At 35.5% G+C, this 12,472-nt stretch carries 13 protein-coding genes and 1 riboswitch; of the genes, 2 read left to right on the plus strand and 11 right to left on the minus strand.

Features of this window, described 5'->3' with window-relative positions; all coding sequences use genetic code 11:
- The first annotated feature begins 85 nt into the window (after positions 1-85).
- Positions 86-238 carry a YrzI family small protein gene (locus H9635_RS09140; protein ID WP_191699899.1) on the plus strand — a complete coding sequence of 51 codons (153 nt, stop codon included), beginning with the start codon at positions 86-88 and terminating at the stop codon, positions 236-238.
- 235 nt (positions 239-473) lie between these two features.
- Here the strand turns inward: H9635_RS09140 and H9635_RS09145 are convergent, their stop codons facing one another.
- The 8 genes from H9635_RS09145 to H9635_RS09180 form a co-directional block, all read right to left on the minus strand.
- Entirely contained in the window at positions 474-1,769 is a 1,296-nt protein-coding gene (locus tag H9635_RS09145; RefSeq protein WP_191699900.1) for an NCS2 family permease, read from the minus strand.
- A gap of 140 nt (positions 1,770-1,909) precedes the next feature.
- Positions 1,910-2,009, minus strand: a riboswitch (purine riboswitch).
- A gap of 466 nt (positions 2,010-2,475) precedes the next feature.
- The gene (locus H9635_RS09150; protein WP_191699901.1) at positions 2,476-3,210 is read right to left on the minus strand and encodes a GNAT family N-acetyltransferase; all 735 of its coding nucleotides are present in this window, start codon (positions 3,208-3,210) and stop codon (positions 2,476-2,478) included.
- Positions 3,211-3,694: 484 nt separating this feature from the next.
- The gene (locus H9635_RS09155) at positions 3,695-4,588 is read right to left on the minus strand and encodes an SDR family oxidoreductase (RefSeq protein ID WP_191700435.1); all 894 of its coding nucleotides are present in this window, start codon (positions 4,586-4,588) and stop codon (positions 3,695-3,697) included.
- A gap of 199 nt (positions 4,589-4,787) precedes the next feature.
- A complete protein-coding gene (locus H9635_RS09160) occupies positions 4,788-6,404 on the minus strand; it encodes a thiamine pyrophosphate-binding protein (protein WP_191699902.1) in 1,617 nt (538 codons plus the stop codon).
- Positions 6,405-6,995: 591 nt separating this feature from the next.
- Positions 6,996-7,820: an inositol monophosphatase family protein gene (locus H9635_RS09165; protein WP_191699903.1), complete on the minus strand. Its 825-nt coding sequence runs from the start codon at positions 7,818-7,820 to the stop codon at positions 6,996-6,998.
- A 46-nt stretch (positions 7,821-7,866) separates the two neighbouring features.
- Complete coding sequence (locus tag H9635_RS09170) at positions 7,867-8,424, minus strand: hypothetical protein (RefSeq protein WP_191699904.1); 558 nt, start codon at positions 8,422-8,424, stop codon at positions 7,867-7,869.
- Between the two features lie 71 nt (positions 8,425-8,495).
- Positions 8,496-8,834 (minus strand): hypothetical protein, encoded by a 339-nt coding sequence (locus tag H9635_RS09175; protein WP_191699905.1) that lies wholly within the window; start codon positions 8,832-8,834, stop codon positions 8,496-8,498.
- Between the two features lie 692 nt (positions 8,835-9,526).
- Complete coding sequence (locus H9635_RS09180) at positions 9,527-9,961, minus strand: DMT family transporter (protein WP_191699906.1); 435 nt, start codon at positions 9,959-9,961, stop codon at positions 9,527-9,529.
- A gap of 152 nt (positions 9,962-10,113) precedes the next feature.
- On the opposite strand from H9635_RS09180, the gene H9635_RS09185 reads away from it, so the two are divergent.
- A complete protein-coding gene (locus H9635_RS09185; protein ID WP_191699907.1) occupies positions 10,114-10,749 on the plus strand; it encodes a phosphatase PAP2 family protein in 636 nt (211 codons plus the stop codon).
- Positions 10,750-10,833: 84 nt separating this feature from the next.
- Here the strand turns inward: H9635_RS09185 and H9635_RS09190 are convergent, their stop codons facing one another.
- The 3 genes from H9635_RS09190 to H9635_RS09200 form a co-directional block, all read right to left on the minus strand.
- Positions 10,834-11,244 (minus strand): hypothetical protein, encoded by a 411-nt coding sequence (locus H9635_RS09190; RefSeq protein WP_191699908.1) that lies wholly within the window; start codon positions 11,242-11,244, stop codon positions 10,834-10,836.
- A 100-nt stretch (positions 11,245-11,344) separates the two neighbouring features.
- Positions 11,345-11,803, minus strand: a complete 459-nt coding sequence (locus H9635_RS09195) for a DUF2691 family protein (protein ID WP_191699909.1) — start codon at positions 11,801-11,803, stop codon at positions 11,345-11,347.
- Positions 11,804-11,864: 61 nt separating this feature from the next.
- Positions 11,865-12,386, minus strand: a complete 522-nt coding sequence (locus H9635_RS09200) for a GNAT family N-acetyltransferase (RefSeq protein WP_191699910.1) — start codon at positions 12,384-12,386, stop codon at positions 11,865-11,867.
- Between the last annotated feature and the right edge of the window lie 86 nt (positions 12,387-12,472).

Below are 12,472 nucleotides of genomic sequence, written 5' to 3' on the forward strand. Positions count from 1 at the left end.
GTACGTGTCAAAAAAATTTTTTTCGGCACTCAAAAATGGCGCGGGCCATTGATATATCAACATTTATAGAGGGAGGTGATAATCTATGATATTAAACATTTTTTCTGTAACGATAGCTATTACAAAACGTGAGCCTACGATCTCACTTGAGAAAGCACATCATGATAAACATGCGAAAAAAGTCTTTGAAGAGACTCGAAGAAAATTAGAAAATTATGCACGTCATCGTCAATATTAATTTTGTTCATTCAAAAATATGAAAGGTGGGAATTGAAATGATTTATATGATTAAAAGAAGTTATGCAGTTTTATGGGTGGAGAAAGACTCCACATAGCTAACTGATCTGGTAGTATCCGTTAAGCTAAAAAAAGGATAGATGTAAGCAGGAATTTATTCCTGTTCATCTACCCTTTCTTTTTCTTCTATATTTGTAACGAAACCTTAAATTATTTAGCGCTTTTTATTCTCTTTCCTAAACGATAAACGCAAAGTATGAAATGAATAATAAACAAAGCACGTACATTATTGGATGGACTTCTTTAGATCGCTTTTGTGCGATTAAACAAATTGGATATAGAACAAAACCTAATCCGATTCCGATAACAACACTAGAAGTTAACGGCATCATAATAATTGTTAAAAATGAAGGAATCACGATTTCTAACTTCGTCCAGTTAATTCTACGGATTTCCATAGCCATTAGTGCACCTACAATAATTAATGCAGCTGAAGTTACTTCCGCTGAAATAACACTAACAAGGGGCGAGAAGAATAAAGCCACAACAAAACAAGCAGCAATGACTACAGATGTAAAGCCGGTTTTCCCTCCAACTGCAATACCTGCAGAAGATTCAACGCTTGTTGCTGGTGTTGATGTACCTAAAATAGCGCCAATTACCCCCGCTGCAGAATCGGCAAGTAAACCTTTACCGATATTCGGAATTTTATTGTCCTTCATCATGCCTGCTTGACTCGTTAATCCAATTAATGCACCCGCTGTATCAAAGAAGGCTACAATTAAGAACGTGAAAATAACTGTAAGTATTTCTGGTGTGAAAATCTCATCTAAATGACTAAACACAACAGCAAATGTCGGTTCAAGGCTTGGGATACTACCAACAATTGAAGATGGCACTTCGATTTTACCGAACAGCATACCTACAATTGTAGTAATGACCATAGCGTAGAAAATACCGCCGTTAATGCCTTTTACTAACATAATGATCGTAAGGAAAATACCTAGAATGGCTAATAACGTCATCGGCGAAGTTAAATCACCAATCTTAACAAATGTATCTGGATCTGCTTGTATAATGCCACCATTTTTCAATCCAACAAATGTAATGAAAAATCCAATACCAGCAGCGATTGCGAACTTTAAATCACTTGGAATAATGTTAATAATTTTTTCGCGAATTTTAAATAAACTTAAAATCAAGAAGATGATGCCGGCAACAAAAACACCTGTTAATGTAACTTGCCAATCAATGCCCATCCCGATACAAACTGTAAATGTAAAGAATGAGTTTAATCCCATACTCGGTGCAATAGCGATCGGGAAGTTCGCAAGTAAGCCTATAAGTAGTGTTCCGATAATTGCAGTAAGCGCTGTTGCAGTAAATACAGCACCACTATCCATTCCGGATTGACTTAGAATAATGGGATTTACCACTAATATATAAGCTATCGATAGGAAAGTTGTTATTCCTGCGAGTGATTCCTGCTTATAGGAAGTATTCCGTTCTGCAAATTTAAAAAAGTTTCTCATGTTGTATTCTCCTATTTGCCAAAGTTAAGAATGAACGAAAATCATTCTGATGTTAGTATTCAGCTATTGCATTTTTCTATCAAAAAAAACTTTGACCACAATTGGCCAAAGTTTTTCTACAATAAAGCGGAATAAAAAATCAATAATTTCCCATTCCTTGTAGTCAGCTAATATCGGTAGCTGGTAGAAACTTTCAAGCCGTCTTCTTGAATTTATACAAGGTAAATCTATTCTTTTTTAAAAACAATAGGAGAATAATATCAAGTATAATTTAAAAGGTCAATAGTATAAATTGGAACAACTTTCACAAAAAATATATTCAAAAAAGAGTGAATAGTCTAGTAATAATCGATTAAAAAAATTAAAGTAGAATAACTATGCATAAAAGCTGGAACAGCATATTATCCTGCTACTTCTTGAATGCTTTATCTATTATAGTTATTTGTACAGTATTTACAAAATATTAAAACGAATTAACTTCTTCCGAAATATAATCCATAGTTAAGCAACTAGCTAATAATAAAATAAGCGGAGTTTTTCCTGTTATCTGCAGAGTTGTGCTTGTTTTCATTAAAATAAAAGGAGTATTTCCGGTTATCTACGTTAAAACCTAAAAGTTTTTTAGTTTTTTAATCAATAGGCGGAATATCTCCGTTTATTTTGGTGATTTTTTACTTTATTTTCAATATAAGCGGAATTTGACCGTCTATTTTGGCTGGTAATCTATGCTCTCTTTAACTATCTTATAAATCCCTTTCCGATCACGGAGTTCGCATCCATTTCCCTCAAAGATTTTAATCATATTAGAATTATGTACGTCGGTGCTGCCGACATAATAGCTTGCATGGAAATTCTTGAGTAATGCGAGAGTAATTTTATGAATAGTTCTCCCTAGGCCTTGCCCTCTAAAATTCGGGACTACACCAAAATAAAATAATCTTCCTTCGTCATCTGTTCCCATTTCAATATGAGGAATACTTATCCCTATTAAAGTTTCATTCTTCGTGAAATAATAGCAATACTTACGCCAGTCAGATCCCAACTCATTTTTAATAGATTGCATAACTTGATCAATGGGCTGCTTTATATTTTTATTGGCAGAACCCATTCGACATAGATCATACAATTCCGCAAATTCTCGTTCATCTAGCATTCCTTCAGAAAGTGAATGCCAAACAATTTGATCATCTATTTGTGGTAAATCCTCAAGTTTCCTTGTGTACTCGACAATACTGGAAATCTTGCTGAAATTTTTTTGAAGCAGCCAGCTTTCAAAATGTTCATCCATAAGTAAAGATAAATAGCCAATTCCCAGATGGTCCCATTCCTCGAGAATTTTTGTGAATTGCAATCTGTATTCTTCTTTTGAAACATCTTCTTTATTGATTTGATCAACAAGCCAATATTCCGGGTTGTTTTTAATGATATTGAATAAGTTCAAGTTGTTGCTCCCCCTAATACACCGCTCGATTTTGTTTGTCTTTTATGTACTCAGCCTTCTTTTCAAGCTTAACAATCGTATGTAAATCAATATCAGGTAATTTTCAAAGGTTCGTCTCGCTAATGAACCTGCTAGGTAAATAGCTAAAACGTTTGACCTGATGTTAAGTCTTTTATAGCATTTTCCAATAAAATATCACGATATTTTGGTAATAATGTATCTCTTTCTAGATGTCTGTTTTCAAGTTCCATACACATCAACTAGCTCCTTTTCAACTTTTGTAGATTCTTTATAAGATGGGCTAATTCCTTAACGCCTACCACACCTCTTTCATGAGAAGCCTAAGAACTTCATTAATATAATAAATTCCACAAAAAAGGCATTAATCCTTGTTGGATTAATACCCTTATGTTGAAGCAGAAAAAAGTAGCACTATTTTCTCTACTATTTATTACGATTTTCGTACTGTTTCTTACAATTAAGATTACAAGTCTATTGACTCGCCACCTGTTACTCCATAAATTTGACCAGTAATATAACTTGCTTCATCAGAAGCTAAAAGAACATATACCGGTGCAAGTTCTACCGGCTGTCCAGCACGACCAAGTGGAGAGTTTTGGCCAAACTCAGGGATACTACCTTCCAATTGTCCGTTATCCAACTGAAGCGGTGTCCAAATTGGTCCTGGTGCTACCCCATTAACACGTACTCCTTTAGAAGCAAAGTATGAGGAGAGCGTTACCGTAAAGTTACTGATTGCACCTTTTGTAGAAGCATAATCTAGTAGTTGTGTGGACGGATTGAATGATTGAACCGATGTCGTTGTAATAATGGCACTACCTGGTTCTAGATACTCTTCAGCTGCTTTAACCGTCTCAAACATACTGATAATGTTTACTTTGAAAGTGTCCTCCACTTGTTTGATTGTTATTTCACTTAAGGAAGGTTGTGCAATTTGCTGCGCCGCATTTAATACGAGCGTATCCAAGCCGCCAAAAGCTTCGACTGTTTTTGTTACAATTTCAGTCGCGGCGCCCTCTTCTCGCAGATCATACGGTAGCAGTAATGCTTTTTTGCCTTCTTTTTCAATTAATTCTTTTACTTCATTAGCATCCTTCTCTTCACCAGGGAAGAACTGGATCGCTACATTTGCCCCTTCACGTGCATAGGCAATAGCAGCGGCACGGCCAATTCCGGAATCACCACCTGTAATCAAGGCGTTGCGCCCTTCTAGGCGATTGTGCCCTTTGTAAGATTGTTCTCCGCAATCAGGTTTTGGGCTCATATCTTTTTGGAGCGCTGGAGTGTTCTGTTCTTGATCCGGGAAGTTTCCTGTATGATATTTCTTACGTGGATCTGTTAGATGTGTGTTTCCCATCAAAAATCATCTCCTAATCTAGTATTGATAGTAAGGAAAAATCTGAAAATCTATTCCTTTACTAATTTGTGTTACATTCCTTTGAATACCCTGTGTTCATTCACTTTAAACAGCTAAAAGTTATTATACGCAGTGTATTGAAATAGATAATATTTCTTATAAGTGAAGTGGTGACCGTTCATTCGATCACCACCTCTTGTTAGTTCGTTTCCGGGAAGAATACTTGGGCTGTACGAACATCTACCAACGTAGGCGCATTTGTATTAAGTGCCTCTTCCATTACCGATTCCAGCTCTGAATCTGAAGCGGGGCGTAGTCCTTTCCAACCGCAAGCTTCTGCCAACTTCACAAAATCTGGGTTGGTTAAATCAACTCCTACTTCTTCCTTCTCAGCTACTTTTAATTTGTCTCTTTCCATTTGCAGACTCTCATTATTTAACACAACGACCGTAATATTGAGTCCATATCGAGTAGCTGTCAATAAATCTGCAAGTACCATTTGGAGTCCGCCGTCCCCGACAATTGCCACTACTTGTTTATCTGGTTGGATAAGCTTGGCCGCCATCGCTGCTGGAAGTCCAAATCCTAATGTCCGCCAGTAGCCAGAGAATAAAACAGATTGCCCCTTTTGTCGGAAGTTCCGATTCGTCCACACTGTATTATCTCCTGTATCCAGTGCAAGAATGGCATCCGGTGCCACGGTTCTGTCCAAGGCATGCATAATTCGTGAAGGATGGACAGGATAACCTGTAGTACTGCCTTCCTTCTTATTTTGCTCCGCCCATTTTTCTTTAACTTTCTGACAACGAGTAACCCAATCTTCTGAGCGGGAAAATCCTTGCATGCTCTCCAATATGAATGGCACAACTTCTTCTGTTTTTCCCATGATGCCAAGCTCAGTTGGAATTTCTTTTACAAACTTATCGAATTGGCGGTCAATCTGTATAATTCTTGCATTAGTCGGCACATACCCTTCTGGCCACCAAGTTGTGCCCGCAAGAAGTACCACATCTGCCTCTTTAAATAAATCAGCAGCATAAGGATTACCGCCTTCGCCTATTCCTTGAAGAACGAGCTCTGAAGATTCATTAAATAAGCCTTTGCCACCTAAGCTTGTTAGGATTCCAGCCCCCCACAGATTTGCTAGTGTTTCCAACTCCTCTGATACGGATGTAGCACCTAAGCCTGCCAAAATCATTGGCTGCTTGGCTGTTTTCATAATTCCGATTGCATGTTCTAAGCTTTCTTTCGTAAAATTGGAAGCCCCTTCTATTACATTAGGCAATGGACGCGGCTCCCCTTTAGCCGGCATCATGAAAATGTCCTTCGGTATAGATAGATGTGTGACTACCCGCTGTCCGAGTGATGTTCTTGCCGCTTTTTGCAGAACCTCAATTGTCGCATCTGGATTAGCCAGATTAGCAGAGTAAGCAGCAAAGGGCTTCATTAGCTCCTGCTGGTCCACATATTGTGGATATTCCGTCCCAATTTTATCGCTTTGGGCCTGTCCCGTAATAGCTAACACCGGTGCTCTATCTGCATGTGCATCGCCAAGTCCATTTAAAAGGTTAGCTGCACCAGGTCCCATCGTCGCGGTGCATACCCCAAGCCCGCCTGTCAGTTTTGCTTCTGCAGACGCCATAAAAGCAGCTGTCGACTCATGCTTAACTGCAATGTATTGTATTTTATCCTGCTTAGCCAGTGCATCTATGAGTCCGAAAGTGGTATCTCCCACTACCCCGTATATCCGTTTAACGCCAAACATAGATAGTTGGTCCAGCATCAATTCACCAACTGTTCTCTCTTTATTACCCATAAAATATGAACCTCCTTGATAGATTTTCAAACTTGCAAGTTAGAAAGCCTATTTATATTTTTCGGTCATACTTTATTACTTTCCCAAAATAACGAGAGTTAACCTTTGTTTTTTAATTGCTTTGCAAAATGAGAGTTAAGTTAACCTTTGTTTTTTAATTGCTTGGCAAAATGAGAGTTAAGTTAACCTTGTCTGATTCCCAAATATCAAAAGAGATTAAAAGAAGTTTCACTATTTATTACGACAGCAAGGGGTTTTTACTCATAGAGAGGTAAAATACGCTCATTTAGAGCCTGGATGAATGGGATGAGGAAAATGGATTTTTAGTTCAGACATATGATTAAACGTTTATAGAGATATTTCAGTATATATTAAAGGACATAACTTATTTGTTAAAAAAAGTTATGTCCTTTATTGAGTTTTTATATAAAAAAGGAGTACAACATCATAAGTAAATTCATGGAAATATGTGCAAACATATGTGCAAGCATAGCTAGCTCTAGATTGTGCTTCCAATAAATCCACTCAAAGAACAAGCCGGCAAACCCAATCATAAAGATCATTCGGAACCAAATGAACTGTCCATATTTTTTAAATAATATGTAGCGATTCTGTAGAACTATTTAATCCTTTTCGAACCATATCTAAGAAGTAATCCTTATTGTCTGGATGGCAAGCAATTAAGTAAGGTTCATTGCTCATGCCTGTGAAGTCATTTCCTTCAAAGTCAATGACAATTCCCCCCGCTTCTTTTACCATAAGTATGCCGGAATACAAGTCATCCCCTTCTGAGTTATATAGGATAATTCCGTCTATATCGCCTTTTGCAAGCATACACCACTGCAGAGTAGGAGCCCAAAGTCTCATCATCCTTTTACAATTCACATCGATATATTGTCGTAATATTACAGCCTTTTCATCATTCTGCACTTTGTGACCCTGTATCCAAGCAATCGTAAACTTTTTCGGATGATCTCTCTTCATAACATTTAATGCTGTATCATTACAAAATGAACCACCGTTAACACTAGATATAAATAACCGATCTACCATCGGTTCATAGATAACACCAAGAACCGGTTCATGTTTATGTAATAGTGTTATAGAAGCAGTAAATACAGGAAGCCCAATGGCAAAATTATTCGTTCCGTCCAATGGGTCCACTTGCCATAACCACTCACTCTGTAAGCCATTATCCCCTGCTTCTTCACTATGTATTTTATGGTCAGGAAAAGCACTCGTTAATGCGTTTAATATTACAGCTTCAGCTAAATGATCTACTTCAGTTATTATATCCCCAAAATCATCTTTTTCTTCCATACTTGTAACTTTACCAAAACGGTCTTTTGCTATATTCCCCGCATCCATTACAGCCTTAGTTGCTACTAACCGCGCTTTATTTAATAATTCTTCCATAGAGGATCTCCTTTACATTATTATTTTCGATATTTTGACATAGCCTCTACTTCTTCTCCTGCTCAATAAACCGGATATTATTTGCTTTAGCTACCCTATAAATTTCACTTTTATCTTCCTGAAGATACTGTTTAGTTACAGGAATTCGAAGTGAACTTCCATCAACTGAAGTAAAGATATATTCTTCATGTGAACCGATATCGTCAACGTAATATTCGAACACTACCTCTTCAATTTCAGACCATTGAAATGTTTTATCATCAAATAATTTATTTGAAACAACCTGTTCTTTTCCTATATAGGTATAAGTTAAAATCGATAAATAAAAAACAAAGAGGCCACCTGCTATAAAAGCAGTCATGAGGCTATAAGTAAATTTATTCTGTTTAATGATAGGAATCATCAATCCAATAATTAATATTAAACAAGCAGCCATAACTATTCTATAATTTGTACTACCTGGATAGAGTACAATTGTCGATGGATCATAAATAAATGTCTGAACATAGAAAATAGGAAAGATGAGTCCGAAAACAGGTGTACTGATCAGAATTAATATGGCTATTATTGATAAAACTAGACGAGGCGAGTAATTGGTCTTCATTTAAATTTCCCCTTTAATTTAAATATTAGATCTAGCATTGTTTCATATAATCACTAAAATTTAACTTAAAATTAGCTAAATGCCCCGAAATAACTTATGAATTTCCCAGTATGTGCATCTAACACAATAGTTGAATTCATTTCAGGTGATTTTATCGACACTTCCCACTGCATTCTATTTAATAATTCATTCCAAAATCCAGATTTTTGTGAAAGATTTACACCTATATTTTCTTCCGGAATTTCTTCCAGCCCATTGAATGTTACCGTTCCCCATTCTTCTTCATTAGGATTTAATAAAAATTTTTCTGCATGAAATAGAGCTGCGTCTGAACTTAGTACAGGTGGTTTATAAAAATATATAAAACAAACAGCGACAGAAACAGCTAAAATTAATAATATTTTTTTCAAAAGAATACCACCTTACGTTAACTCTTCATTAGCACAATGTAATTTCTTGAACTATACCTGTAGCAACTACTTCTTTTGTATCAATAAGTGTGGCTAACCCGCAAAATTCAAAAGCAGAAATTGACCACATCTTTTTCATTGGATTTCTCCCTTCAATTTATCTACGGAATGAAATAACTAAAGTTTCATAATTTTTACAAAAATGATATTTTTAAGAATAATCATCATAAGTTAGGGATAAACCAATAGAAAAAACTCTGAATCGGAGTAGTTGGTGTTGGGGAAAGCGATTGAATTGCGTACTGTGATAAATAGAGGAACGAATTACCTTTATTTTTAAAATAACATAAAAAATAGTAAAAATAAGGGAATGAATTTCCGTTATTGACCTAAAAAACATGAAAATTCATTATTTTATTTACAATAAAGGTAAAATGTTTCTTTATTTACCTTAAAATGAGCTACATTAATCAAATAACGGTAAAATCTTCCCTTATTTTATGCGGGGAATGAAAAACTTTAAAATAAGCGCTTTCTATCTACTTAGCGATTTCTCCACTCGAAGTTGTTCGGACGCTTCAGCGCTTTTACTTTATCACTTTATAACGAGATCAAAATTTTTGGATTTTTAATTCCTCCCTCTATAAATGTTGATATATTTATCAATGGCCCTAAATCCTATAAATTTGTCATTATGCTTTATTAAACAAATATATTCCAACAAACATCAACGCAAGGGCAATGAATTTAGTGGTATTTAGCGGAAATACTTCCCCACCAAACAGTCCAAAATGATCAATAATTGCACCGACTACAATCTGACCAATAATAACTGCCATAAGAGTTGCGGCAACACCAATAAGGTTGACAGAAAAAATATTAACGACAATAAATAATGCTCCTAGTAATCCACCGATTAATTGCCATTTTGGTACATTAAATACATTTGAAAAATTTCCTTTTCCAAAAAAGAAAGCTAAAAAGAATAGTGCAAGCGCCCCCACCAAGAATGAAGTAGTCGCACCTTCCAATACGCCAACTTTTTTACTTAACTGTGCATTTATCTGACTTTGTATGGCAACTGCCGCACCACCGATCAGTGCTAAAAAAGCGATTATTAATTTCATCCACAACATTCCTCCATTTTCTATATCATGTTGATTTCAATTAAACATTTTAATATTCCTTTGTAATTTGGAATACCCATTCGTGTTAAATAATAGTATATTTCATTCAAACTAATCCATAATAAGATCTATTTCCAAAATGGAGGACACAAGTGCAAAGGAATAAAAAAATAAACAAAATGCCATATGTGTTAGCAGTTTGTTCTTTCGTTGTATTCTGTATTTTATGGGGTACGTATCAAACATCATTCATTCAAGCTTTTGACAGTAAAGCATCGGATTTATTATTCGGCAATAAATTTATTACAATGTTTCATTATATAGGTGAAACTAAGTTTATTTTTGCTGTTACAATCGTTTTATGGATTTTTATTTTGCTTCGTAAAAAAGACCTTAAATTAATAGTCTTTGTCATTTTTTCTGTAGGTGGCGGATATGCATTATATCATTTATTAAAACGCATAATTGAACGGCCTCGTCCGGATATTGTGGATCAATTCTCAACTTATAGCTTTCCCTCAGGTCATGCAGTGCATGGTTTGCTGTATTTAATTACTATCGCCTATGTATTGAACCGAGTTATCACTTCTAAGAGCGCGTCGCTTATCATTTGGATCATGGCCATCCTATTGGCTATATTAATTGGGCTTTCTCGTATAGCAGAGGCTCGTCATTTTGCTTCTGATGTGATTGCAGGCTGGTTGCTTGGCTATAGCTGGTTTATTCTTTCCTTATGGTGGCTTAAAAGTGAAAATCCTTATTGTGGAAATAATAAAATTAAAAATTAGTTATTACAAAGGGTCCTAAAGGATTCTTTTTTTGTTTATAACCTAGTTCAAAGTCGATTTCATTTACTCATAATAACTGCATCATCATCGCTCTATATAAATAATATCATTTGAAGGTTCAAGATACTCTTTATCACCTAACGAGAAAGTAGTTTTTAAACGTTCAATTTCTGCATATTGAACTACTTTATTTTCATTAACGAAGATCAATAGGTAAATATCATCTCTCGTACCAATATTGCTGGGATCGGTGAATTTAACGCCCAGTTGTTTTTCAAGATCTGTTTGTGTCGTATAAGGTTGAACTAAAAAGGCCTTATCCCATTTAAAATCTACAAAAGAATCGATATAGTGTGCGCTCGTGCTATTATCAGATACCATAATAATGGAAGAATTAAGTTTTTCTTCAAGTTCTGTATTTCGTTTTTCGCTGCTGTCGTTGCATCCCATTAGTAATAACAAGGAAAACAAAACTACTCCCATTTGTTTTATCAATATATTAATCTCCTTTTATGTAAATAGACGCTAATTCTTGTTTAAGAACCGCACCCTTTATTTTAGTTATGGAGCAAAATTCGCTAGACCTGTAAAAATGTTAGATTGTTAAATGTGGCGGTGGAAATGCATGATCTTCATTTATAATTTTAATACTTGTACACCCTTTATTGTATGCGTTTTCAACAAATTGCTGAATCATTAACTCATCTTTTAAATAAATTGAAACAAAACCTGTGTCCATTATGATTATGGCGAGTTGGCAAGAACTAATCTCAAAATCATGAAAATCTAGAATATCTACTATATCTTCTTTTACAAGGAAAGCTTTAAGAGCTGCAGTGATTACATAATGCCTCGTAGTAGTTATACGTTCTCTGAACTCTTCCCCGGTAAGTACCAACTCATCTACACTAAATAAAGGGGTTAAAATTCTGTTATACCCTTCCCCCTCTACTTGATAATTTTCGCCGCCATCACTCTGCCAATACCAAGTTGGATCAATTACATCTAATAATAAATCTGATAACAAGTAATCTGAATGAATGGCATCATTCACAAAAAACTTACACCTATTTGCTTCATTATAACCTTCCCCCTGGTTATCTTTCCTGTGTATACTATTTAATCGTTGTCCACTCTTCATCCAAAATCGCGTAATAATACTCATCCCACCACTCGGCTCCGTTCGGAATACACTTTTTGAAATGCCCTTCTCTTCTCATGCCGATTTTCTCCATCACACGGTACGAAGGCGTATTTTCAGGCTGACAGGTTGCGATAATTCGATGTAATTTCATTTTTTCAAAGCCATATGCTAACATTGCTTTTGCAGCTTCTGACGCATAACCCTGATTATAAAATTTCGGATTGAATACCCAGCCAATCTCATATGTATGATTACCAAAATATTTGCAAAAAAAGATATGCCCAATCAAAATGTTTTCTTCTTTTAATACGACAGCGTATTTTTCAGCTTTCTCCCCTATATTTTGCGTAATAAATTCTTTTGCAGCTTCTTTTGTAAAAACGCCTTCAGGTATATATTTCATGACAAGGTTATCGGATGTATATTCAAATACTGCCTGTTCATCTACCCGCTCAAATTCTCGTATATACAATCGTTCCGTTTCAATCCACATTTTTTTACATCCAAAATCTCCACTCTTTTAATTCATTTCGACATGTATATAATGATTACCTCTTAATAAAAAAAGTGAAGCGCAAG

The organism is Solibacillus faecavium (genome assembly GCF_014836905.1).
GTDB lineage: Bacteria > Bacillota > Bacilli > Bacillales_A > Planococcaceae > Solibacillus > Solibacillus faecavium.

What these genes read in the sequence shown, in the direction of transcription:
- H9635_RS09160 (WP_191699902.1), bottom strand. Translation starts at nt 6,404, where the DNA reads ATGGGTAATAAAGAGAGAACAGTTGGTGAATTGATGCTGGACCAACTA.
- H9635_RS09180 (WP_191699906.1), bottom strand. Translation starts at nt 9,961, where the DNA reads ATGAAATTAATAATCGCTTTTTTAGCACTGATCGGTGGTGCGGCAGTT.
- H9635_RS09145 (WP_191699900.1), bottom strand. Translation starts at nt 1,769, where the DNA reads ATGAGAAACTTTTTTAAATTTGCAGAACGGAATACTTCCTATAAGCAG.
- H9635_RS09200 (WP_191699910.1), bottom strand. Translation starts at nt 12,386, where the DNA reads ATGTGGATTGAAACGGAACGATTGTATATACGAGAATTTGAGCGGGTA.
- H9635_RS09170 (WP_191699904.1), bottom strand. Translation starts at nt 8,424, where the DNA reads ATGAAGACCAATTACTCGCCTCGTCTAGTTTTATCAATAATAGCCATA.
- H9635_RS09165 (WP_191699903.1), bottom strand. Translation starts at nt 7,820, where the DNA reads ATGGAAGAATTATTAAATAAAGCGCGGTTAGTAGCAACTAAGGCTGTA.
- H9635_RS09140 (WP_191699899.1), top strand. Translation starts at nt 86, where the DNA reads ATGATATTAAACATTTTTTCTGTAACGATAGCTATTACAAAACGTGAG.
- H9635_RS09155 (WP_191700435.1), bottom strand. Translation starts at nt 4,588, where the DNA reads ATGGGAAACACACATCTAACAGATCCACGTAAGAAATATCATACAGGA.